Raw genomic sequence first — 24075 nt, forward strand, 5'->3', positions numbered from 1 at the left:
TGCCTTGTCCATTTCAGGTTCCGCCGTCAGCGGATAAGGCAATCCATGAATATGTTATCGCTGGTCAGAAAAAAACAGCCAAGCGCACTGCGTTGCCGGCAGAGTTTCCACGCACGCTGATCCATCACGAACCGGACAACACCTACTGCCCATGTGGCTGCGCACTGAAACGTATCGGTGAAGACGTCAGCGAGAAGCTGGACTACACGCCCGGCGTGTTTACCGTTGAACGCCATGTCCGTGACACATGGGTATGCGATGACTGCGAAACGCTGATCCAGGTACCCGTTCCGGCGCAGGTCATCGACAAGGGCATCCCGACCGTAGGGTTGCTAGCCCACGTCATGATCGCGAAGTTTGCTGACCATCTGCCTCTTTACCGTCAGGAATCGATTTTCGGTCGAGCTGGCTTGGCGATTCCACGTTCAACTTTGGCTCAATGGGTTGGCGTGACTGGCTTGCAGTTACAGCCTCTGGTGGATGCGTTGCGGGACGTAGTGCTCGGGCAGCAGGTTATCCATGTCGATGAAACACCCGTGCAGATGCTCGTTCCAGGCTCAAAGAAAACCCACCGTTCTTATGTTTGAGCCTACGCCACCAGCCAGTTCTCGGACTTGGCAGCGGTGGTTTACGACTTCAGCCCCAGCCGCGCCGGAGAACATGCACGTAACTTCCTGCAAGACTCGAAGGGCAAGCTGGTGTGCGACGATTTTGGCGGCTACAAAGCCAGTTTTGAACTCGGCTTCACCGAGATCGGTTGCATGGCCCATGCGCGGCGCAAGTTTTTTGAGCTGCACGCCACCAACAAGAGCCAGCCCGCCGAACAGGCCCTGCGTTATATCCAGTTGCTTTACGAAATCGAACGTGAAGTCTACGACCTAGAGCCGGATTTACGGCGCCGAAAACGGCAAGAAAAAGCGGTACCGGTGATGGATATGCTGCATGCTTGGATGATTGCCCAGCGTGATCTCGTGCCTGAAGGCTCAGCCATCAGCAGAGCATTGGATTACAGCCTGAAACGCTGGGCAGCGCTGTCGCGCTACCTTGATGACGGGACCGTACCCATTGACAATAATTGGGCAGAGAACCAGATCCGGCCGTGGGCTCTTGGACGCAAGAACTGGCTCTTCGCAGGATCGCTACGCAGCGGACAACGGGCGGCGGCGATCATGAGCCTGATCCAATCGGCGCGGCTCAACGGGCATGAACCGTATGCTTATTTGAAGGACGTCCTTACGCGCCTGCCGACGCAGCGAGCGAGTGAGATTACGCAACTGCTGCCGCATAGCTGGACTCCCGCCTAATAACGTAAGCTGGGAATGTACGGATGCTCACGTTGAAACTCCACATGGAAGACTTGGAATGACTCGAATTATTGAAATCCTGATGTACACCTTAAAGCCAGGATCGGGATTGGACTTTCATCAAATAATGCAGAATGTAAGTGTTCCGCTTCACCTAGAAGCTGGCATAGATGTCGTTTCTTATGGCAGCTCATTACATGATTGTGACAGCTATCACCTGATTCGTTCCTATGAAAGCGAGAGCCATCGCCAAGTATCTCAAGATGTTTTTTACGCAAGCGATGCCTGGAAACAGGGCCCGAGAGAAGACATTATCAGTCGGATTGAAATCAGTACAACGACAGTTATGGCGCTCGCTCAAGACGTAATTGATGCCATCAGAGCTTCCGTAGATCTATCTAGAGCCGAAGCTCGATCCGCGTAGCTGACATCGACAAAGGCAGACCCCGTAGCCTTAAACACGGGGATCAGGAAGATGTGTTGGCCGGACGGTTACGCCTATCGCGAGGTTGCAATGGGAAGTTTGGTAGCCGTTCCTATCGACTATTCGATATTTCTAAGCGTTGAGGCAAAACTATTGGTGAAATCCGGACGGCCGCTGACTGTTCCCGCTCAAGAGCCGCTGAATTGGATGTTGCAGCGCCCGCCAATGTTTGCCTCGGACAAATAAGCACAATGCCTGGCGTCTCCAAAATAACCCGGAGCCTGATGTAGACTCCGGGTTTTCTGTGAACTGATTAGTCAATAATTAGCTGGCTTTATCCTTCGGGCCGAACGATCTATCTGAATTGAGCGCGACTGGTGAGGTTACTCCGCAAGTGTGACCTTCGCAGTGTGAGTCCTGCGCGCGCGCATGATTCGGAAGGCTAAGAAACGTCCTGAAGTCGACTGAGCAATAGGCCGGAAATAGTCGCGCCAGCCATCTGGGCAAAGCCGATAAAGCCCGCCGCCAGCCCTGCGCGATTCGGGTTGGGAATCACCGCGCCCGCGACCGCCCCCGGCAAGACCATGCCCGCGCCCAAAGTCAGCACCATCTTTGGCAGCATTAGACCAATCACTGATGGGCCAATAAGTTCATGAAATACCAGGACCAGGCTGGCGCCGACCGCAACTAGGCTGGTGCCGATACCCACGATTTTTTCCGGACCAAACTTCATGATGGTACGGTTGGTAAAGATCGCGCCAGCGATCATCCCCGAAACGATGCCGCCGAAAACTAGGCCATACTGGGTCGGGCTCAAGCCGAGTTGACCAACAAACACTCGCGAGGAAGCGGCGATAAAGCAGAACATCGCGCCGTAGGTGCAGGCAATGGCAATGGAAAAGCTGCGCAAGGATGAGCCTTTAAGTAACAGGGCGTAGTTGCTCAGAAGCGTTTTTAACCGACCCGCTTGTGGGTCGCGTTGCAAATTGGTCTCCTTGTAGAACAGCGAGGCGATCAGTGCAAGCGCGCCAAACAATACAGTCGCGAACACAACCGCGCGCCACCCTCCGGCGTGGGTAGCGATCAGTCCACCAAGCGCCGGTGAGAGCATGATTGCACGTGGTGACAATATGTTGCTCGGCGAAACAGGATGTCGAATTTACCAGGTTCATCAGTTAAAACCCGCATGACGCAATTCGGATCGCCGACATGTGCATGCAGAGTCCGCCAATAAATCGACCGCAGTCGAACGACCCGACCTAGCCTTCTTCGGTCATCAACCGTTACCAACGCTCCTTCCTGGGCTTGGCACCAAAGGCGACGGTGTCCACCTGATTTGAACTGACTAACAAAGTTGGATGATTACTCATCTATGCCTGAGCGTCCTGATTTCTGTTTTCGACAGGGCTTAGGTCGTTGAACTTCAGTCTGAATACTGAATGTACTCGTCGATGCCTGCGTGAAGCCCATCAAGGTCGTTACATTTTCAGATAGATTGCTGTAGGACGTTTCGCTAAAAGCAAAACGCGCCGTAGGATCTGTCCTTACGTCACGGGGGCTATCAGCCAAATCCCACCACTCGTTGTTCATGCAACTGCTGCAACATTGACAATCCGTTATTGAAGAACTCCGGTGATTCGGTCATTCCCGCCTCGCCTGCCAATGCTTGCAAATGCGCCCGTCCATCCAACCTGGGGAATTGCTCGATGCGTTGCAACAATCGAAAGGCCCAAGGGCTCAAGCTAGAAAATTTCACACTGAAGTCCAGATCACGACGCACCAACAGCAAAGTTGGCTGATCCAGCGGCGCATCGGGCTGAAAATCCGGCCCCACCAACTGCACCGGCCAGACATACGCCAACGGCCACGCCAATGACGAGACCTGTAACGGACTATCCAACAACGACTCGCTTTCACCGGATAACAATGGCTCGGCCTCGGACTGTTGCAAAGCCATTTCCACCCATTCGTAGTGCGCAAGCTCCACCATAAACGGTGGCCACGACCCACCGGCCAGTGCTGCAGGCTCAGAGGCGAGAAACTCCACGAACTCCTCAGCGATCTCGCCGAATTTCGGCGTGTGAGCTCGGTAGTCACGCAGGAAAATCCGCACCAGTGCCCGCCACTGTTGGTCACCGAGGATCTTCACCAGCACCGGAAAAGTGCCGCTGATCAACGTCGACAGGTTGGCGAATACTAGGTCGCGATAAATCTGCGCCCGCGCCGGGTCCATCTCGGGTGGTGGCGCGCAGTGGTCGGGATCGCGCAGGTAGAGGCCCATGCTGTTTTGCTGCTCGTGCAGTGAACGTTTAGGCACAGTTCATCTCCCCAACCTGCAAATGGCGAATGGTGTCCAGTTCGGCAATTAATTCGGAAAATGCCGGGAAGTTGAAGTCCCGCTCCAGCAAAGTCGGTTGCGCACCAAACCGGGCGTAGGCCTCAGCCAGCAACGACCACACCGCCGGTTTGACTGAGGCGCCATGGGTATCGATTTTCAAAGTGTCCGACTGATCGAAGTGTCCAGCGATGTGCATGGCCACCACGCGCCCGGCATCGATGCCGGCCAGGAATGCATGTGGATCGAAGCCGTGGTTGATCGAATTGACGTAGACGTTGTTGACGTCCAGCAACAGGTCGCAATCGGCCTCGCGCAGCACCGCATTGGTGAACGTTACTTCGTCCATGTCCTGTTGTGGCACGGCGTAATAGGAGACGTTTTCCACCGCCAGCCGACGGCCGAGAATGTCCTGGGCCTGACGGATGCGAGCGGCGACGTGATGCACTGCCTCTTCGGTAAAGGGTAGCGGCAACAGATCGTAGAGATGACCGTCGTCGCTGCAGTAACTTAAATGCTCGCTGTATAGCGGCACGTTGTAGTGATCCAGGAAACCCCTCACTTCTTGCACAAAACCGATATCTAGCGGCGACGGCCCGCCCAGTGAAAGCGACAAGCCATGACACGACAACGGATAACGCTCGGCCAATCTGCGTAACGCTGCGCCATGGGCACCGCCAATGCCGATCCAGTTTTCCGGCGCGACTTCGAGAAAGTCGAAATGACCGGCCGGAGCAGCCAATAGGTCATTCATTAAACCGCGTCGCAAGCCGAGCCCGGCGCTGGCTTTGGCTTTGGCTTTGGCTTTGGCGCAAGAGATGAGGGTGTGCATGGTATCGATCTCAAAGTTATCGGTACGGGCTCACAGTTAACCGTAACCGTGTATCGGCCCTGTGTTGCGCACCGCTGGAAAACCGCAGGACTTGTATCGCCGGCGGGTTTGTACACATTGCGGTACAGCCCCGCCGGTGCGCGTTACGCCAAGTCGTACTTCTCGCGCACAAAATGGCCGATGCCGATGCGATCCAGCACAATCATCGGGCACAGGAACGTCACGCGCACGGTGCCCGGCAAGCGACTGATATCGATGGAGCCGGTAATCGTGGCGCGGTTGAGCACTTCGTCATAAGGCAAGCCGGTGACGGCAGCCGCACGCTGCAAGCCGTTTTCGACCGCAATGTTAAGGTTTTCGCCACTGCCAATGAACGTGATCGGCCCGCTCTGCTCGATCTCGTGCTGGCCCCAGCGCTCACCCAGCTCGCGGACTTTCTGAAGCTGCCTGGCATTCATCGGCCGAGCCATGGGCGGCAAGTCGTCGAGGTTTTGCAGCAGGATAGGCCCTTCCAGCGTCAGGTTCTTCACCACTTCCACCACCACTTCGGTTTCCCCGGAGCAGTCGGTGGCATGCCCGGCGATCTCGCCATTGCCCTGCTGGGCGTGCATGTCGCCCATGTACACGCCGGCGCCTGGCACTTTGACCGGGCAGATCAACACGCACCCCTCGCGGATCGAGTTGGTGTCCATGTGACCGTCAGTCTTGGCCGCGTGCAATTCTTCGCGGGTCATGCCGAAACGGTGCGGCGCGCCGATCAGGTACTGGCCGAAATCGGCGCAGTTGTGCGAGTCGGGCAAATCACGGGACGGCGTGGTGCCGATGTTGCCGAGGAATGGCCGCATGTGCGCCGCCACTCCGGGAATGTCTGCGCGCGCCAGGGACAGGATCGAATGTTGCGCGGCGAATTCCGGCAACGCCGACATCTCGGCTGCGTTACCGGCCAGTTGATTGGCGACGTCCTGATTGACGGTAAGGCTGACCTGATTCTGCGCATCGAACACGATCACATAGCCATGGCTGAAGCGAAACGCGCTGACCTCTGCGCCACAGGTGTTACAGCGAATCGAATCCTCGCCAATGCCTTCGACATGGCTGGCTGGATGTTCGGTGCCGCACTTGGCGCAGAATTTGGAGACGAACGGATCGCCGTGGTAGCGACCTTCAACGAAGCTCATCACCCCGGACGAAGTGGCCAGCGAGGTGACGCGCATGCGTTTGATCTTGATCGCCACCGCGTCGCCGATTTCCGCACCGGCAATGGCCACCGGTTGCGTCACTTCATGGCCACCCTCGAAGGCCGGCGTGATCATCGGCCCCCAACAGCCCGGCGGTGTACCGGTGATCAAGGTGCCGCCGTCGGCCAGTGGCCCGAGCATCGGCTGGCTTGGGCCGATGATGCCGTTGGTGTAGTGATCGACCCGTAGGCGATGGACCGGCGTGGCATTGAGACTGGTTTCAGGCACAAATGTTGTCATTGTGGTCCCCTTGACCGCATCAGGCGCGGAACAGAGTCAGGAGCGAACGGCCGTCGATGAATGCGGCCAAGGAAGGTGGCCTGCATAGTTCAGCGCAGATTTGTATCTGGTCTGTGTTCGACCATGCGCCTGAGTTATAGGGACTGTATCGAGAGTCCGGTTAGATACAGAGAGATACAAACCTATGGTCAACACCTTGTCGGAGCTGGCTTGCCCGCGAGGCGGCCGGGACACGTTGCACCTTCGGCGGCTGATACACCGCCCATGTGGGCAAGTCAAATCGTAGAGCTAAGCAGGTGAACTCAGCGCAAAGTCCTGGCCATCTCCGTACGCTGGGTGGGGGGCATCGCTCAGTAAGCGTTCTTATCCACCTGATCGATTGGAATAGCGCCTCGACGATACTCGGTGTTGCTCATTGCTGGGGCGCTCTTATACGTATTATCTAGTATCCAATCATGGAAAACTTGGGCCAGTGGAGAGAGCTGCCTGTGTCGCAGGGAAACCAGGTACTCACCCTTATCCGTTTTACCCAGGCCGCCACCGAGCTGTTCCTCACGCAAAGCGCAGTGAGTAAGCAGATGCATGCCTTGGAAGAAAGCCTGGAGATGCCGCTGTTCGAAAGGAAACCGAATGGTGTCGCGCTGACCACGGCTGGTGAAGAATTGCTCTCAACGGTCGACGTCGTACTTGAGAGGTTGCACCACAGCGTCCGGCTACCGGCGGCGACCAGAATGGAGCATCTTCAGTTGTTTGCGTGGAAGCGAATCGTGCTCTGTCCGGCCCAAAATGGTGATTGCTATGGGCAGGATGCCGTTGATAACTGATGCCGTCGCTACTCCTGTCAGTTGAACCGGCGCTCCGAGAAGGGTGAAGTATAGGAAGGCTTCTCAGTGTAGCGAATTCGCTTCTGTGAACGCACGATCAATGAGCAACGTAGTACTGACGTTTCAGCCAGGACCTCGACGTACGTTTTAACGTACAAGAAAAGCATGGCTGGTAGTAATTTTCAGCAGAACTCGGCGGAACAAAAAAAGAGGCCTAAGCCTCTATTTTCAACGCTTCGTGTAAATATCACGCACAAAAAAACGCCACTCATAGAGTGGCGTTTTTTGTGAATCTTGGAGCGGGAAACGAGACTCGAACTCGCGACCCCGACCTTGGCAAGGTCGTGCTCTACCAACTGAGCTATTCCCGCGTCTTGGTGTGGCGCATTCTATAGATTCCAGAAGCCCCGTCAACCCCTTGATTCAAAAAAGTTTATTTCTTTTCCACGTCGGTCTTCAGATGCGGCCAGGCAGCCCGCAAATACTGGACCATGGACCACAACGTCAGGCCCGCGGATATCAGCAGCAAGGCGTAACCCAGCAGTACCCAGAACGTGAAATCCGACGGATTGGCCAGCAGGATCACCAGCGCCAGCATTTGCGCGGCGGTTTTCCATTTGCCCAGGTTAGACACCGCGACGTGAGCGCGGGCGCCGAGTTCGGCCATCCACTCGCGAAGTGCCGAAACGACAATCTCGCGACCGATGATCACGGCGGCCGGCAGCGTGAGCCACAGGTTACCGTGTTCTTGCACCAGCAATACCAGCGCAACGGCGACCATCAGCTTGTCAGCCACGGGATCAAGGAAAGCCCCGAACGGCGTACTTTGTTCCAGTCGGCGGGCCAGATACCCGTCCAGCCAGTCTGTGGCAGCGGCAAATGCGAACACCGAGGCGGACGCCAGGTAGCTCCATTGATACGGCAGGTAGAACAGCAAAATGAAGATCGGAATGAGCAGGACGCGTAGTACGGTAATCAGATTAGGGATATTCATCGGCACAACTGGCTACGAGGTGAGGGGGCATTCTACTCGCTGTGCAGATTGGCATAAATCAACTCTGCGAGCTTTTTACTGATCCCGGGTGCTTTGGCGATCTCTTCGATGCTGGCACGAGACAGCTCCTGCAATCCACCAAAATGTTTCAACAAATCGCGGCGACGTGTCGGCCCGACACCGGCAACGCCCTCAAGCGTAGACGTGCGGCGGGTTTTGCCACGACGGGCGCGGTGCCCGGTAATCGCGAAACGGTGAGCTTCGTCGCGTATCTGCTGGATCAAATGCAGCGCGGGGGAATCACCGCGCAAGGTGAATTCGTGGGCAGCATCGTTCAGGTACAGGGTTTCGAAACCGGCCTTGCGCGTGGCGCCCTTGGCGACGCCCAGCAGAATCAGATCAGGCACGGCCAATTCATTGAGCACGTCGCGGGCCATGGACAGCTGTCCCTTGCCACCGTCCACCAGCAAGATGTCCGGCAGCTTGCCCTCCCCGTCCTTCAGTTTGCTGAAGCGCCGGGTCAGGGCCTGATGCATCGCGGCGTAGTCATCGCCCGGGGTGACGCCTTCAATGTTGTAGCGACGGTAGTCGGACTTGATCGGACCTTCGGGGCCGAACACCACACAAGAAGCCACGGTCGCTTCGCCGCTGGAGTGACTGATGTCGTAACACTCCAGGCGCTGTGGCGGTTCGTCCAGGTTCAGCACTTCCGCCAGCGCATCGAAACGTGCAGCAACGTGTTGACGGTTAGCCAGTCGCGCTCCAAGTGCCTGCTCGGCATTGGTGACCGCCAACTGTTGCCAGCGTGCTCGCGTACCACGAACCCTATGACTGATGGTCAATTCGCGACCACGCAGTTCATCAATGGCCGCGATCAGGGTCGGAAAGTCTTCGTGAACCACGTTGACGATCAGTTCGCTCGGCAGGTCGCGCTCGGGACTGCTGATGAAGTACTGGCCGAGAAACGCCGCCATGACTTCAGAAACGTCCTCTTCAATACCCACCTGCGGAAAGAAGTTCTTGCTCCCCAACACCCGCCCGCCCCGCACACTGATCAAATGAACGCAGGCACCACCTGGATTGACGAACGCTGCGATCACGTCGACGTCGCCCGTCCCGCCTTCCATGCTTTGCTGGTCCTGGACCCGGCGCAGTAATGAAATCTGATCCCGCAGCTCAGCCGCACGCTCAAACTCGAGGTTGATCGCCGCCTCTTCCATGGCAGCGGACAACTCGTCCGTCAGCGCATTGCTGCGCCCCTCAAGGAACATTACCGAGTGCCGGACGTCTTCGGCATACACTTCGGGCTCCACCAATCCGACACAGGGCGCCTTGCAACGTTTGATCTGGTATTGCAGACAAGGACGCGTACGGTTCTTGTAATAGCTGTCTTCGCACTGGCGAACGAAAAACGTCTTCTGCAGCAGGCTCAGGCTTTCACGAATGGCGCCGGCGCTGGGATAAGGGCCGAAATACTTGCCCTTGGCCTTTTTTGCACCGCGGTGGATGCTCAAGCGAGGGAACTGGCCATCCGAGAGAAAGACATAAGGGTAGGATTTATCGTCGCGCAGCAGGATGTTGTAGGGCGGACGCCATTCCTTGATCAGCGTCTGCTCAAGCAACAAGGCTTCAGTTTCATTGGCCGTAATCGTCGTTTCGACCTGAGCGATACGAGCGACCAGGGCCGCAGTCTTGGGCGCAAGACCGGATTTGCGGAAGTAACTCGACAGGCGATTCTTGAGGTTCTTGGCCTTGCCGACATAGAGCAGGCGTGCCTCGCTGTCGAACATGCGATACACACCGGGACGCCCACTGACCGTCGACAGAAAGGCGCTTGGATCGAAGACTTCAGTCATTTTCAGAGGCTGGCATCGACCATGCCGTGACGAACCGCCAACAGCGTCAACTCGACATCGCTGCTGATCGAAAGCTTCTCGAAAATGCGGTAACGGTAAGTGTTGACGGTTTTTGGCGACAGACACAGCTTGTCGGAAATGATCTGGACCTTCTGACAGCCGACAATCATCAGCGCGATCTGGATTTCCCGCTCCGACAAGGCATCGAAAGGTGAATCATTGGTCGGCTGGAAGGATTTGATCGCCAGTTGTTGCGCGATCTGCGGGCTGATGTAGCGCTGCCCGGCAAACACCAGGCGGATGGCCTGGACCATTTCCGGCAACCCGGCGCCCTTGGTCAGATAGCCCGCGGCACCGGCCTGCAACAACCGGGTCGGAAACGGATCTTCTTCGCACACGGTGACCGCGACGACTTTGATATCCGGGTGACTGCGCAATAATTTGCGCGTGGCTTCAAGACCGCCGATACCGGGCATCTTGACGTCCATCAGGACCACATCGGGTTTCAACTCACGCGCCTTGAGCAGGGATTCTTCGCCTGACTCAGCCTGGCCGACTACTTGCAGGCCATCGATGTCAGCCAGCATTCGTGTAATGCCTGTACGAACGAGATCATGGTCATCGACTACTAGCACCCTAATCAAGCAGACACCTCGCGATATGGTCTTATTGGGTTGCCGACACCTTAGCAAAAAGCAACTGGCAGACCTAGCGGCAAGCGTCATATAAAAAGTTTCAATACATCTTGAAAGGCTTGCCGTATGCGTGTTTCAGCCAGGCGAGGCGTTGATATCACGCTGCATTCTCAGGAAACACTCGTCCGTGCCGACTACCTTGAGGCCCTTTCTCGCATACAACGCTTGCGCAGGATTATTTTCAAAAACCGTCAAGCGCAATGCCGGACGCCGCTCCTTGCACGCCATGGCGAATACCTGATCAATCGTCCAGGAACCGGCGCCCTGCCCTCGAAACGCTTCAATGACATGCAACTCGCGGATGTACAGGGCTTTGGCGTCACGACTCAGGCTGACGAAGCCTAGCAAGGTCTCATTGCGCACAATCAACCAGTTTTCGCGCCCTGCCCAGCCAACATCAAAACCTTCGTCCTGCCACAGCAGATCGTGCTGAATGTAATAGCGCAGCATGTTTTTTCGGGTCAGTTCACGAGCGAAGGCGAGGTCCCGGTGCGTCGCCGGGCGTAATTCGAATGCCATCAAGCCTCCTCGACAGTCACTATTTGCCCCTGCCAACCCTCAGCATCGCGGCGAGCCACGACCATCAGGTTGCCTGTACCCGGTGCGGCCGCAATCAGCGAACCGCCCGACGCCCAGATCGCGCTGCGTCCTGCCGATTCCCAGCCCCCCGTCGCACCGCCATGGTTGGCCATCAGGACCGCCATCGAATGATGGCTGGCGTAGCCTTGTAACAAAGCGGTATCCGGGGCGTAGCCGTTTTCCGTGATCAGCACGCCCGCCGCATAGAGACCGGCACCTTGCTGCGCCGCCGCGGCGGCATGACTGGGATGGGAGAAATCCGCGCACACCGCCAACGCGACCGTATCGGCACCTACGGTCAGGGTCGGACCGCCGGTTCCCGGTGCAAATGCCACCTCCTCGCCTGGATGCAGATGTTGCTTGCTGTAGATCCCGAGCGATCCATCAGCGCCCAACACCAGCGCGCCAATCAATACGGGCGAATCCTCCGACAGGCGAATCGGCATCCCGACGACAGCCGTCACACCGACTTCCCGAGCGAGATCCCGTAGCGGTTGCAGAACCCTGGCGTCTGGCGCAATGGCCAATTCAGCCGCAAGTCCACGCTCGTACCCGGTCAGGGACAACTCCGGGAACACCAGCAATTGCACGCCCTGCTCAGCAGCAACCTGCATGAAGCGCTGGTGCCACACAATGTTTGCAGCAAGGTCACCGGCGATGGAGATCGATTGAGCAGCGGCGATGATCAGTGGCGTCATGGTTCGTCCTTGTGACGTTCATGTATGTGAAGCACAAAGTGTGTCACAACCGGCGACGCACTCAAGCGATAGAAAATGCCGTCGGCGATCGATAGCATTTTCTGATTGAAACCACGTACCGGCCTCGCGTAAGCTCGGCGCACTTATCGGAGAAAGACCATGTCCAGCACCCTCTCACAGCTTCGTACCGTCAGCGCCCTGCGCTCGGTGGCGGCTGCCCGGGTGAATGACGTTTGTGCTCCGGTCAGCTTTTATTTTGGGTATTGGTTTAGCCACTGGCGCGCCTGATACCCACACGGCGCCCACTTTAAACGGGTCGCCACCAGAGATTTCTCAACCCCCGGTCGGCTTCCCGACCGGGGGTTTTGTTTTTTCAGCCCCGCACATTTTTAGCGACACACCAGACAACCAGAGGATTCAACAATGAACTACGCCACTTATTACCGTTACGACAGTTTTTCCGCCTGGCGATTTAGCAGCCTCCGCTCGGGACAGCCTGCCGCCTCCGATCGGTCACCCACAGGTGGCAAGCACACACACGCAGCCAATCCGGCCAATTGTCGAACACCCCAGTAGGGCCGAGCGCGCGGGAACGAACCCGCCGCCAGCCCAGGAAGCCCGAATATGAACTCGTCCGTCTCTGCTCTGCCGCTGTCCACCTTGAGCCCTGCCAATGAAGCGCTGACCCTGCGTCTGCCCAGCTCATTGCAACTCAAACAGCAACTGCCTCTCAGCAACGTCCTGACCCAGCAAGTCGCCGCCCACCGCCAAGCGGTTCGCGCGATCCTCAATGGTGAAGATTCCCGTCTGCTGGTCATCGTCGGCCCCTGCTCGATTCACGATCCTCAGTCCGCCCTCGAATACGCCGGCAACCTCGCCCGCCTCGCCGCCGACGTCAGCGATGAAATGCTGCTGGTGATGCGCGCCTACGTCGAAAAACCCCGCACCACCGTTGGCTGGAAAGGCCTGACCTACGATCCTCATCTGGATGGCAGCGATGACATGGCCGGCGGTTTGACGTTGTCCCGCGAGTTGATGCGCGAAATGCTCCGCCTGGGATTGCCGATTGCCACCGAACTGCTGCAACCGATGGCTGCTGGCTACTTCGACGATCTGCTGAGCTGGGTTGCCATTGGCGCCCGCACCACCGAATCGCAGATCCATCGTGAAATGGCCAGTGGCCTGAGCATGCCGGTCGGCTTCAAGAACGGCACCGATGGTGGTGTCGGTGTGGCCAGCGACGCCATGCGCTCTGCCGCTCACCCGCATCGCCATTTCGGTGTCGACAGCCAGGGTCACCCGGCAATCATTCAGACACCGGGCAACCCCGACACCCACCTGGTACTGCGTGGCGGACACCGCGGACCGAACTACGACCGCGACAGCGTCGCTCGGGTGAACAGCGACTTGATCAAACTGAAGATCCCGGCCCGGATCATGGTCGACTGCAGCCATGCCAACAGCGGCAAAGACCCGTTGCGTCAGCCGGCGGTGTTTAACGATGTGCTTGAACAGCGCCTGCAAGGCGATCGATCACTGATCGGCATGATGATCGAGAGTCACCTGTTCGAAGGCTGCCAATCGCTGGGCCCGTCCATGCGTTACGGCGTGTCAGTCACGGACGGTTGCCTTGGCTGGAGCGCAACAGAACTGTTGCTGCGCCAGGCAACCGATCGGCTCAGAGCTCGGAACAGGGATCAACAATCGGCGTGAGCCACACACCCAACGTCCAGCCCTCACATTGAGGGCCGGACGTCGGAATCGAGACACGACTCACAGGCAAAGGGTGTTGCCGAAGTAGGCCATTGCTGAAAAATCCTCTGTTACAGATCAAAAGATGTCCAAATATTCCGAACGAGACCTCATCCACTTTCGAACTTTCGTACATTTTCTATTCCGTTTTCATCAGGTTACAGCGGCTTCTTCATACAACGCCGAACAGCGGGTGTGCATTAGAGTGAGCCCATCAACACACCTCTGAACGACTGCGAAAAAGGAAAGAACATGCTACGGAATGCAACTACTCAGTATCCGATTCTGTTGGTCCACGGGCTGTTCGGCTTCGACCGCATCGGCAAGATCGAACTCTTTCATGACGTCAAGCAGGCACTTCGAAGTGCAGGCGCAAGAGTATTTATCCCGCACTTGTCGGCTACCCATAGCAATGAAGTCCGCGGCGACCAACTTCTGGCGCAAATCGAACGCGTACTGGAGGGAACCGGTGCGAACAAAGTCAACCTGATCGGCCACAGCCAGGGCGCACTCGCTGCACGTTATGCGGCGGCGGCAGCGCCGCAAATAATTGCTTCGGTAACCTCCGTCAGCGGACCGAATCACGGTTCGGAACTGGCCGACTTCTTGCGCAAGGCGCTGACGCCCGGGCGCCTGCCGGAACACGTTGCCTCGACAGTCGCAACGTTGTTTGCAGACTTTCTATCGTTGCTCAGCGGCCACAGTCACCTGCCGCAGAACGCCATCGCCGCACTGAATGCCCTGACCACCGAAGGCGTGGGCGCGTTCAACGACAAATATCCCCAGGGGTTGCCGAAAACCTGGGGTGGCAAGGGTCGCGAACTGGTCGACGGTGTGCGTTATTACTCCTGGAGCGGCACCTTGCAGGGCGACCTCCTCGACAAAGGACTTGATGCACTGAGTCCGTTGCACGGGTTCCTCCGCGCCTTTTCCCACTACTTCACCACCGAAGCCGAGCAGAACGATGGCCTGGTTGGCCGCTATAGCTCCCATTTGGGCAAAGTCATCCGGTCCGACTACCCGCTGGATCATCTGGACAGCCTCAACCAGACCGTCGGTCCGCGGCACAAGGGCATCGACCCGATTGTCTTGTATGTGCAGCATGCAGAGCGTCTGAGAAATGCCGGCTTATAAAGGAACACCGTGCCGGCCTGCATAATATGGACGGAACTTTGAGAAGAAATAGACCACTGAATCCGGTAGGCTCCGCACTTTACTGAACATTGAAAGGAGTATTTCACCATGGCTAAAGCCACTGCCCGTCACATCCTCGTTGCCAGCGAAGCCAAGTGCAACGAATTGAAAGCTCAAATCGAAGGCGGCGCTGATTTCGCCGAAGTCGCCAAAGCCAACTCCACTTGCCCATCCAGCCGCCAGGGCGGTGATCTGGGTTCGTTCGGTCCAGGCCAGATGGTCAAGGAATTCGACGCCGTGGTATTCAGCGCACCGATCAACGTGGTGCAAGGCCCGGTCAAGACCCAGTTCGGTTACCACCTGCTGGAAGTGACCAGCCGCCAGGACTGATCAGCCTTTAAGTTTCTGCATAACGGCCCGCCTTCTGGTGGGCCGTTGTGTTTGGGATACGTGATACGGGTGGCGAGGGACGCGCCGCTAGCGTACAAATTGCGGTTACTGACCACCCGGCTCTAAGGCTGACAATGCGACTGGCGTTCCCTACTTTATTGTTCACGGCCGTGGCTCTGTTGTTGAGCGTCACCGGCGTGACCGCAGCACCGCAACATGCGTTGACCGTGTACGGTGAACCGGCAAAGTATCCTGCCGGCTTTAGTCATTTTGCCTACACAAACCCGCAAGCCCCCAAGGGCGGCACAATGCGCCGCTCGGCCGTCGAAATCGGTCATTTCGATCATATGTTGCCCTACATCGATAAAGGCATTGGCGTCACACAGGTCGACGGCCTGCTTTACTCGCCCCTTGCCCAGCGTTCGCTGGATGAGCCTTACACCGTGTACGGCCTGGTGGCCCAGAAGATGGAGCGCTCGGATGACGGTTTGTCCCTGCGCTTCTACCTCAATCCCAAGGCCCGTTTCGCCGACGGCAAACCGATCACGGCCGAAGATGTGCGCTACACCTTTGACCTGTTGATGACCCAGGGCAGCCTGCGTTATCGCACCCAATTTGCCGACGTCAAAGGCGTCGAAGTGGAATCACCGCTAACGGTTCGGTTCGACTTTAAAAGCAATGAAAACCGTACCCTCCCCCTTGATATCGCGACCTTGCCGGTGTTTCCCGAGCATTGGTGGAAGACTCGTGACTTCGCCAATGGCGGCGGTTACGAGCCACCGTTGGGCAGCGGCCCCTACAGGGTAGGCAAGGTCGACTCCGGTCGCAGCATCACCTTCAAGCGCAATGCCGATTGGTGGGGCAAGGATCTACCGGTCAGCCGCGGCCTCTACAATTTCGATCATTTCAGTATCGAGTACTTCGGCGATACCGACGTCGCCCGCCAGGTGCTGCGCGGCGGTGCCTACGACTACAACCGGGAATTCTCCGCCACCGCTTACTCCATCGGCTACGAAGGCCCGGCCCTCAGTGACGGGCGTCTGCAAAAGGCGCACCTGGCAACCCAAGCCCCGCAACCGGCTCAGGGCTTTGTGTTCAACTTGCAAAACCCGCTGTTCCAGGACCGTCGAGTGCGTCAGGCGCTGGCCATGCTCTGGGATTTCGAGTGGAGCAACCGGCAGATGATGCGCGACATGTACATCCGCCAGCAGAGTTACTTTTCCAACACCGACCTCGCCGCCCGACACCTGCCGGACGCCGGCGAACTGGCGATTCTCGAACCGCTGCGCGGGCAGGTCCCCGACGAGGTGTTCAGCCAGGTTTTCCAGGCTCCGAAAACCGATGGCAGTGGCGTGATACGCGACAAACAATTGCAGGCACTCGATTTGCTCGGACAGGCCGGCTGGAAACCCGATGGCGATCGACTGGTCAACGCCGAAGGCCAGTCTTTGAGTTTCACTTTCCTGGTCAGCCAGAACGGCATGGACCGATTGCTGTTGCCGTATAAACGCACCCTGAAACAGATCGGCATCGACATGAACATTCGCCGCATCGACTCCTCCCAGTACGTGAATCGCCTGATGAGCCGCGACTACGACATGATTGTCACCGGCTACCCGGTCACGACGTCGCCCGGAGGTGAACTGCTCAATTACTTCGGCTCGGTCTCGGCCAACGACCCTGGCGCCAATAACTACATGGTGTTGAAAAATCCAGCGGTCGACACATTGATCGCCGGACTGATTCGCGCCACCACCCAACCCGAAATGCTGCGCTACGCCCACGCGCTGGACCGGGTGCTGCAATGGAATTACTACTGGATTCCCAACTATTACCCGCCGGGCAGCTCCACCGTGTGGTGGAATCGTTTCGGCAGGCCCAACGAGCAAGCCAGCAATGACGAAGCCATCGAGAGCTGGTGGGAAATCAGCACCACGCCGCTGACCAATCAACAGATGACCGCTGAGCAAATCAGCCGTGGCAGACCCGGAGGGCCGCACTGATGTGGGCTTACATACTGCGGCGTCTGCTGCTGATCATTCCGACGCTGGTGATCATTCTTCTGGTCAACTTCATCATCGTCCAGGCCGCGCCGGGCGGCCCGGTGGAACAGGCCATCGCGCAGTTGCAAGGCATCGGCGGCGCGGGTGTCGGCGGCGGTTCCGGCGAACGCATGTCCGGCACCTCCCGATCCAGTCGCGGCCTCGACCCGCAACTGATCAAGGACATCGAAAAGCAATACGGCTTCGACAAGCCGGCGCATGAGCGCCTGTGGCTGATGCTCACCAGTTACGCGCGCCTGGACTTCGGCAAGAGCTTTTTCCGTGGGGTGACCGTCACCGACCTGATCCTGGAAAAAATGCCGGTGACCATTTCCCTCGGGCTCTGGGCAACGCTGATCACCTACCTGGTGTCGATCCCTCTGGGTATCCGCAAGGCCGTGCACCACGGCAGCCATTTCGATATCTGGAGCAGCACCGCGATCGTCATCGGCTACGCCATGCCGGCGTTCCTGTTCGCCATGTTCCTGATCGTGGTCTTCGCCGGTGGCACTTCGCTAAACTGGTTCCCGGTGCGCGGGCTGGTCTCGGACAACTTCGACTCGCTGTCGACCGTGGGCAAAATCGCCGATTACTTCTGGCACCTGGTCTTGCCGGTGACAGCGCTGGTGGTCGGCGGGTTCGCCACGCTGACCATTTTGACCAAGAACTCCTTTCTCAATGAAATCACGCGCCAGTACGTGGTCACCGCCCGGGCCAAAGGTCTGAGTGAACGCCAAGTGCTTTACGGTCACGTGTTTCGCAACGCCATGCTGCTGGTGGTCTCGGGGATTCCCCAAGCGTTCATCAGCGTATTTTTCGCCGGCTCCCTGCTGATCGAAGTGATTTTCTCCCTCGACGGCTTGGGTCGCATGAGTTACGAAGCCGCGGTTTCCCGGGACTATCCGGTGGTATTCGGTTCGCTGTTCATCTTCACGCTGTTCGGTCTCTTGATAAAACTGGTCGGCGACCTGTGCTACACCCTCGTCGACCCGCGTATCGACTTCGCCGCGAGGAACGCCTGATGTTCAAGCTCTCGCCGTTAGGTCGTCGTCGTTTCGAACGCTTCAAGAAAAACCGGCGCGGCTGGTGGTCGCTGTGGCTGTTTGTCGGCCTGTTCCTGTTGACCCTCGGTGGCGAGCTGATCGCCAACGACAAACCGCTGATCGTCAGCTACCAGGGCTCACTCTACTTCCCGGTTCTGAAGCGTCATACCGAACAGGAGTTTGGCGGACAGCTGCCCTTCCAGGCCGACTACCGCAGTGACTATGTACAGAAGCTGATTCACCAGGGCGGTGGCTGGATGTTGTTCCCGCCAATCCCCTTCAGCGACGACACGCCGAACTATGACCTCAATCAACCCGCGCCCAGCCCTCCGACGAAGGTCAACTGGCTGGGCACCGACGACCAGGCGCGGGACGTGTTGGCCCGAGTGATTTTCGGTGCGCGGGTGTCAATCCTGTTTGCCTTGATGCTGACCTTTGTCAGCGCACTGATCGGCATCGCTGCCGGCGCCCTGCAAGGCTATTACGGCGGCTGGGTCGACCTGATCGGTCAACGGTTGCTGGAAGTTTGGTCGGGACTGCCGGTGCTGTACCTGCTGATCATCCTGTCGGGTTTTGTCGAGCCCAATTTCTGGTGGCTGCTGGGGATCATGGCGCTGTTTTCCTGGCTGGCCCTGGTGGATGTGGTGCGCGCCGAGTTTCTCCGGGGACGCAATCTGGAATACGTCAAAGCCGCCCGGGCGTTGGGCCTGACCGACCGTAAAGTCATCGTCCGGCACATCCTGCCTAACGCAATGAACGCGACCCTGAGTTACCTGCCGTTCATTCTGACCGGGGCGATCTCGACCCTCACAGCGCTGGACTTCCTCGGTTTCGGCATGCCTGCCGGCAGTGCATCGCTGGGCGAGTTGATCGGTCAGGGCAAACAGAATCTGCAAGCGCCGTGGCTGGGTTTGACGGCGTTTTTTACCCTGGCGCTGATTCTTTCTTTACTGGTGTTTATCGGGGAGGCGTTACGTGACGCTTTCGATCCACGATCATGAAGCGGACGGCTGATATGAGTAACAACCTGATCGAAATCCGTGACCTTAATGTGGCCTTCAGCGGCCAGACCGTGGTGCGCAATCTGTGCCTGGACATCCGCCCCGGTGAATGCCTGGCGCTGGTGGGCGAGTCGGGCTGCGGCAAGTCGGTGACCGCTCACTCGATCCTGCAACTGCTGCCCGAGACCGGTACCGAAACCACCGGCAGTATTCGCTACCGTGGCCAGGAGCTGGTCGGCGCATCGGCCAAGGTGTTGCGAGAACTGCGGGGTGACCGCATCGCGATGATCTTCCAGGAGCCCATGACTTCGCTCAATCCGCTGCACAGCATCGAAAAGCAGATCGGCGAAACCCTGCTGCTGCACAAGGGCCTGGCCGGTAAAGCGGCGCAAGCGCGGATACTTGAGTTGCTGCATCTGGTCGGCATTCAGAAGCCCCAAGAGCGGCTCAAGGCCTATCCCCATCAACTGTCCGGCGGCCAACGGCAACGGGTGATGATCGCCATGGCCCTGGCCTGCGAACCGGAGCTGCTGATCGCCGACGAGCCGACCACAGCGTTGGACGTGACAGTGCAGCGCAAGATCCTGCTGCTGCTCAAATCCCTGCAACAGCGTCTCGGCATGTCGCTGCTGCTGATCAGCCACGACCTCAATCTGGTGCGCAGCATTGCCCAACGGGTCTGCGTAATGAAGGCCGGGGAAATCGTCGAGCAGGCACCTTGCGAAACACTGTTTACCGAACCGAAACATCCTTACAGCTGCGTGTTGCTGAATGCCGAACCGGAAGGTGAAGCGTTGCCCCGGGACGAGCGCGAGAACGTGCTTGAGGTCGATGACTTGCGGGTGCGGTTCGTCGTCGGTGGCGGGCTGTTTCAGCGCAAGACCTACCTGAAGGCCGTGGACGGCATCAGCCTCAACATTCAGCGCGGCAAGACGCTGGGCATTGTCGGCGAGTCCGGTTCCGGCAAGTCGACGTTGGGTCAGGCGATCCTGCGCTTGCTCGATTCCGAAGGCAGCATCCGCTTTCAAGGTGAAGCGCTGGATGGCCTGACGCAAAAACAGCTGCGGCCGTGGCGCAAGAAAATGCAGGTGGTGTTCCAGGATCCGTTCGGCAGCCTCAGCCCGCGAATGTCCGTGGCGCAGATCATCAGCGAAGGCCTTGAGGTGCATAGCCAGTTGACGGCTGACGAATGCAAGGCCGAAGTGATTCGGGCACTGGAGGAAGTCGGCCTCGACCCGCAAAGCCGTCATCGCTACCCGCATGAGTTTTCCGGCGGCCAACGCCAACGCATCGCCATCGCCCGGGCGCTGGTGCTGAAACCGGCGCTGATCCTGCTGGACGAACCGACCTCGGCACTGGATCGCACGGTGCAAAAACAAGTGGTCGCCCTGCTCCGCCAACTTCAGGAAAAACATGGCCTGACCTACCTGTTCATCAGCCACGACCTGGCGGTGGTGCGCGCCCTGGCGCATGACATGATCGTGATCAGGGACGGCAAAGTGGTGGAAAGCGGTGCCAGCCATGACGTGTTCGAATCGCCGCAGCATCCGTATACCAAGGAGCTGTTGGCGGCGGCGCATCCTGAGGCCATCCGATGAACACCACCGAAAGCCTCAAGGACTACCAGCGCGTTCGCCTTCTGGCCATCCGTTCGTTGTTCGAGATCATCGAGCAGTCCAGTGAAGGCACGGTGATTGTCGACCGCGATGCGAACATCGTCTGGATGAACGAGCGCTATGCCCGGCGCTTCGGCCTGGAATCGGCGGAAGTGGCGATCGGCAAGGCCTGCGAAAGCGTGATCCCCGGCAGTCTGTTGCGCGAGGTGGTGCGCACCGGTCGGCCGATCCTGCTCGATATGCAGGACACCCCCAAAGAACCGCTGGTGGTGATGCGCCTGCCGATTCATGACGATGCTGGCGTGGTGATCGGCGCCATCGGGTTTGCGCTGTTCGATGAATTGCGCAGCCTCTCGCCGATGCTCAAGCGCTACATGAGCATGCAGGAAGAACTGGCGTCCACCCGTTCGCTGTTGCGAGCGCGGCAGACCAAGTACAACTTCGCGCACTTTATCGGCACCAGCGCCGCCAGCCTCGAAGTCAAGCGCCGTGCCCGACGCAGCGCCAGCGCGGAATCCCCAGTGTTGCTGCTGGGTGAAACCGGCACCGGTAAAGAGCTGCTGGCTCAGGCGATCCATGGGGCTTCGCCGCGTGCGCACAAAGCCTTTGTCAGCATCAACAGCGCGGCGATTCCCGAATCGTTGCTGGAAGCGGAATTCTTCGGCACCGCGCCAGGCGCGTTTACCGGTGCTGATCGCAAGGGCCGTGCCGGCAAGTTGCAGATCGCCCAGGGCGGCACCTTGTTTCTCGATGAAATCGGCGACATGCCGCTGCCCCTGCAAAGCAAACTGCTGCGGGTACTGCAGGAGAAAGAATTCGAGCCGGTGGGGTCCAACGAAGTGATCCAGAGCGATGTGCGAGTAATTGCCGCGACCTCCACGGATCTGGAAGCGGCGATCAAACGCGGCGAGTTTCGCGCCGATCTGTATTACCGCCTCAACGTGCTGCCAATCCAGGTCCCGCCGCTGCGTGATCGACTCGATGACCTGCCGGCCCTCAGTGAAGCGATTCTGGAGGAGCTGCGCAGTCAGCACGAATTGAACCGCGAAGCCTTGGAACTGTTGGGTCAACATGCCTGGCCGGGGAACATTCGCGAGCTGCGCAACGTGCTGGAGCGGGCGGCGCTGCTCAGTGATGACTTGATGCTGAATGCCACAGATATCCGAGCGGCGATTGGTACGTTTACGCCGGTAGAGCGCGCGGCGCCTGTCACGATTGAGCCGGTTGCTCAGGAGACGTTCAGTGCGGCTCGGGAGCGGTTTGATCGGCAGTTGATTGAAGCGGCCCTCGCGCAATGCGGCGGGAAGGTGGTTGAAGCGGCGGCGCGGTTGGGGTTGGGGCGGTCGACGTTGTACAAGAAGATGGTGGCGTTGGGGATTGCAGAGTCTCTGTAACGAGACACAAATCTCCATCTATAGAATGACCTTCACGAGCAGGCTCGCTCCCACATTTGACCGTGTTCTTGCGCGCAACTCAGTCAACCTGTGGGAGCGAGCCTGCTCGCGAAGAGGCCTTCAAAATCGACACACGTCTCCGAATAGAGACAACAACCTCAAGCGCGTCATGAAAACCTGAAAAAAATCCATATATTTCAATGCCTTAATCATCTGGCACGAAACTCGCTAAAGCCCTCTCCCACAACAGTTCCACCCTACAAAAATAACAATCCAGGAGACACACCATGAGTGTGATCATTGCCTTGGCAGCCCTCACGCTGCTAATGCTCGCGGCCTACCGTGGCTACAGCGTTATCCTCTTTGCCCCGATTGCCGCCCTCGGCGCCGTGCTGCTCACCGACCCTTCCGCCGTCGCCCCCGCCTTCACCGGGGTGTTCATGGAGAAAATGGTCGGTTTCATCAAACTGTATTTCCCGGTGTTCCTGCTCGGTGCAGTGTTCGGCAAGCTGATCGAGTTGTCGGGCTTCTCCCGCTCCATCGTCGCTGCGGCGATTCGCCTGCTCGGCACCCGTCAGGCGATGCTGGTGATCGTGCTGGTCTGCGCCCTGCTGACTTACGGCGGCGTGTCGCTGTTCGTGGTGGTGTTCGCGGTCTACCCGTTTGCTGCCGAAATGTTCCGCCAGAGCAATATTCCCAAGCGCCTGATCCCGGCGACCATCGCCCTCGGCGCGTTCTCTTTCACCATGGACGCCCTGCCCGGCACCCCGCAGATCCAGAACATCATCCCCAGCACTTTCTTCAACACCACCGCCTGGGCCGCGCCCTGGCTGGGCCTGATCGGCTCGATCTTCGTGGTCTGCGCCGGCATGCTGTTTCTGCAACGCCAGCGCAACAAGGCCCAGCGCACAGGTGAAGGTTATGGCACCGAACTGCGCAACGAGCCGGAAACCGCTGCCGACATCAAACTGCCTAATCCGTGGATTGCTGTGTCGCCGCTGCTGGCGGTGGGCATCATGAACCTGCTGTTTACCCAGTGGATTCCACAATGGTACGGCAAGACCCACAGCCTCGCGCTGCCGGGCATGGCCGCGCCGGTGACCACTGAAATTGCCAAGCTGACGGCGATCTGGGCCGTTCAGGCAGCCTTGCTGGTCGGCATCCTTATGGTGCTGGTGTTCGGCTTCCAGGCGATTCGCGGCAAGTTGGCCGAAGGCAGTCGAAGTGCGGTCAGCGGTTCGTTGCTGGCGGCGATGAACACCGCGTCGGAATATGGATTCGGCGCAGTGATCGCCTCGTTGCCAGGCTTCCTGGTGCTGGCTGACTGGCTCAAAAGCATTCCCAACCCGCTGGTCAACGAAGCGATCACCGTGACCCTGCTGGCCGGTATCACCGGTTCTGCGTCGGGCGGTATGAGCATTGCGCTGGCGGCCATGGCCAATGACTTCATCGCAGCGGCCCACGCCGCCAACATCCCCCTGGAAGTGCTGCACCGGGTGGCGGCGATGGCCAGTGGCGGCATGGACACCCTGCCGCATAACGGCGCGGTGATTACCTTGCTGGCGGTCACCGGCCTGACCCATCGCGAAGCCTACAAAGACATTTTCTGTATTACGCTGATCAAGACCCTGGCAGTTTTTGTGGTGATCGGTGTTTTCTACGCCACTGGCATTGTGTGAGGTAT

The 24075-nt window shown here is 58.3% G+C and carries 20 protein-coding genes, 1 tRNA gene and 1 pseudogene; 12 read left to right on the forward strand and 10 right to left on the reverse strand.

Annotation, left to right across the window (positions count from 1 at the left end; genetic code table 11):
* Positions 1 to 80 precede the first annotated feature (80 nt).
* Together tnpC and BLW70_RS21890 are read left to right on the forward strand one after the other, a co-directional pair.
* Positions 81 to 1304, forward strand: a pseudogene (gene tnpC, locus BLW70_RS21885) (IS66 family transposase); the annotation flags it as partial.
* A 58-nt stretch (positions 1305 to 1362) separates the two neighbouring features.
* Positions 1363 to 1728, forward strand: a complete 366-nt coding sequence (locus BLW70_RS21890) for an NIPSNAP family protein (protein WP_074877499.1) — start codon at positions 1363 to 1365, stop codon at positions 1726 to 1728.
* A gap of 442 nt (positions 1729 to 2170) precedes the next feature.
* On the opposite strand, the gene BLW70_RS21895 is transcribed toward BLW70_RS21890, so the two are convergent.
* The 4 genes from BLW70_RS21895 to BLW70_RS21910 form a co-directional block, all read right to left on the reverse strand.
* Positions 2171 to 2839 carry a multidrug effflux MFS transporter gene (locus tag BLW70_RS21895; protein ID WP_139273411.1) on the reverse strand — a complete coding sequence of 223 codons (669 nt, stop codon included), beginning with the start codon at positions 2837 to 2839 and terminating at the stop codon, positions 2171 to 2173.
* Between the two features lie 450 nt (positions 2840 to 3289).
* A complete protein-coding gene (locus BLW70_RS21900; protein ID WP_074877503.1) occupies positions 3290 to 4045 on the reverse strand; it encodes an HvfC family RiPP maturation protein in 756 nt (251 codons plus the stop codon).
* On the reverse strand, positions 4038 to 4895 hold the full coding sequence (locus tag BLW70_RS21905; RefSeq protein WP_074877505.1) for an HvfB family MNIO-type RiPP peptide maturase: 858 nt from the start codon (positions 4893 to 4895) through the stop codon (positions 4038 to 4040). The genes BLW70_RS21900 and BLW70_RS21905 overlap by 8 nt, the downstream gene beginning before the upstream one ends.
* A gap of 143 nt (positions 4896 to 5038) precedes the next feature.
* A complete protein-coding gene (locus tag BLW70_RS21910; RefSeq protein ID WP_074877507.1) occupies positions 5039 to 6373 on the reverse strand; it encodes an acetamidase/formamidase family protein in 1335 nt (444 codons plus the stop codon).
* 455 nt (positions 6374 to 6828) lie between these two features.
* Between BLW70_RS21910 and BLW70_RS29840 the strand changes: the two genes are divergently transcribed.
* Positions 6829 to 7197 carry a helix-turn-helix domain-containing protein gene (locus tag BLW70_RS29840; protein ID WP_083383384.1) on the forward strand — a complete coding sequence of 123 codons (369 nt, stop codon included), beginning with the start codon at positions 6829 to 6831 and terminating at the stop codon, positions 7195 to 7197.
* Positions 7198 to 7492: 295 nt separating this feature from the next.
* On the opposite strand, the gene BLW70_RS21920 is transcribed toward BLW70_RS29840, so the two are convergent.
* The 6 genes from BLW70_RS21920 to BLW70_RS21945 form a co-directional block, all read right to left on the reverse strand.
* Positions 7493 to 7568 (reverse strand) — tRNA-Gly (locus BLW70_RS21920).
* 62 nt (positions 7569 to 7630) lie between these two features.
* Positions 7631 to 8191: a CDP-diacylglycerol--glycerol-3-phosphate 3-phosphatidyltransferase gene (gene pgsA / locus BLW70_RS21925; RefSeq protein ID WP_008150904.1), complete on the reverse strand. Its 561-nt coding sequence runs from the start codon at positions 8189 to 8191 to the stop codon at positions 7631 to 7633.
* 32 nt (positions 8192 to 8223) lie between these two features.
* Positions 8224 to 10047, reverse strand: coding sequence for an excinuclease ABC subunit UvrC (gene uvrC / locus BLW70_RS21930; RefSeq protein ID WP_074877509.1), 1824 nt, complete (start codon positions 10045 to 10047; stop codon positions 8224 to 8226).
* Positions 10048 to 10049: 2 nt separating this feature from the next.
* The gene (gene gacA, locus BLW70_RS21935; RefSeq protein WP_008015884.1) at positions 10050 to 10691 is read right to left on the reverse strand and encodes a response regulator transcription factor GacA; all 642 of its coding nucleotides are present in this window, start codon (positions 10689 to 10691) and stop codon (positions 10050 to 10052) included.
* 126 nt (positions 10692 to 10817) lie between these two features.
* A complete protein-coding gene (locus BLW70_RS21940; RefSeq protein ID WP_074877511.1) occupies positions 10818 to 11261 on the reverse strand; it encodes a GNAT family N-acetyltransferase in 444 nt (147 codons plus the stop codon).
* Positions 11261 to 12019 carry a carbon-nitrogen hydrolase family protein gene (locus BLW70_RS21945; RefSeq protein ID WP_074877513.1) on the reverse strand — a complete coding sequence of 253 codons (759 nt, stop codon included), beginning with the start codon at positions 12017 to 12019 and terminating at the stop codon, positions 11261 to 11263. Before BLW70_RS21945 ends, BLW70_RS21940 begins: the two co-directional genes overlap by 1 nt.
* 624 nt (positions 12020 to 12643) lie before the next feature.
* Between BLW70_RS21945 and BLW70_RS21950 the strand changes: the two genes are divergently transcribed.
* The 9 genes from BLW70_RS21950 (at position 12644) to BLW70_RS21990 (ending at position 24070) form a co-directional block, all read left to right on the forward strand.
* Positions 12644 to 13732 carry a 3-deoxy-7-phosphoheptulonate synthase gene (locus BLW70_RS21950; protein ID WP_074877514.1) on the forward strand — a complete coding sequence of 363 codons (1089 nt, stop codon included), beginning with the start codon at positions 12644 to 12646 and terminating at the stop codon, positions 13730 to 13732.
* Between the two features lie 291 nt (positions 13733 to 14023).
* Positions 14024 to 14905, forward strand: coding sequence for an esterase/lipase family protein (locus BLW70_RS21955; protein WP_074877516.1), 882 nt, complete (start codon positions 14024 to 14026; stop codon positions 14903 to 14905).
* A 108-nt stretch (positions 14906 to 15013) separates the two neighbouring features.
* On the forward strand, positions 15014 to 15295 hold the full coding sequence (locus tag BLW70_RS21960) for a peptidylprolyl isomerase (RefSeq protein ID WP_046048458.1): 282 nt from the start codon (positions 15014 to 15016) through the stop codon (positions 15293 to 15295).
* Positions 15296 to 15429: 134 nt separating this feature from the next.
* Positions 15430 to 17298, forward strand: a complete 1869-nt coding sequence (locus BLW70_RS21965; RefSeq protein ID WP_074877518.1) for an extracellular solute-binding protein — start codon at positions 15430 to 15432, stop codon at positions 17296 to 17298.
* A complete protein-coding gene (locus BLW70_RS21970; RefSeq protein WP_074877520.1) occupies positions 17298 to 18359 on the forward strand; it encodes a microcin C ABC transporter permease YejB in 1062 nt (353 codons plus the stop codon). Before BLW70_RS21965 ends, BLW70_RS21970 begins: the two co-directional genes overlap by 1 nt.
* Entirely contained in the window at positions 18359 to 19381 is a 1023-nt protein-coding gene (locus tag BLW70_RS21975; protein ID WP_074877523.1) for an ABC transporter permease, read from the forward strand. The genes BLW70_RS21970 and BLW70_RS21975 overlap by 1 nt, the downstream gene beginning before the upstream one ends.
* A gap of 14 nt (positions 19382 to 19395) precedes the next feature.
* Entirely contained in the window at positions 19396 to 20979 is a 1584-nt protein-coding gene (locus tag BLW70_RS21980) for an ABC transporter ATP-binding protein (protein WP_074877525.1), read from the forward strand.
* Positions 20976 to 22391 (forward strand): sigma-54 interaction domain-containing protein, encoded by a 1416-nt coding sequence (locus BLW70_RS21985; protein ID WP_074877528.1) that lies wholly within the window; start codon positions 20976 to 20978, stop codon positions 22389 to 22391. Before BLW70_RS21980 ends, BLW70_RS21985 begins: the two co-directional genes overlap by 4 nt.
* A 287-nt stretch (positions 22392 to 22678) precedes the next feature.
* Positions 22679 to 24070: a GntP family permease gene (locus tag BLW70_RS21990; RefSeq protein ID WP_074877530.1), complete on the forward strand. Its 1392-nt coding sequence runs from the start codon at positions 22679 to 22681 to the stop codon at positions 24068 to 24070.
* Positions 24071 to 24075 lie beyond the last annotated feature (5 nt).

This window comes from Pseudomonas frederiksbergensis (assembly GCF_900105495.1).
GTDB lineage: Bacteria > Pseudomonadota > Gammaproteobacteria > Pseudomonadales > Pseudomonadaceae > Aquipseudomonas > Aquipseudomonas frederiksbergensis.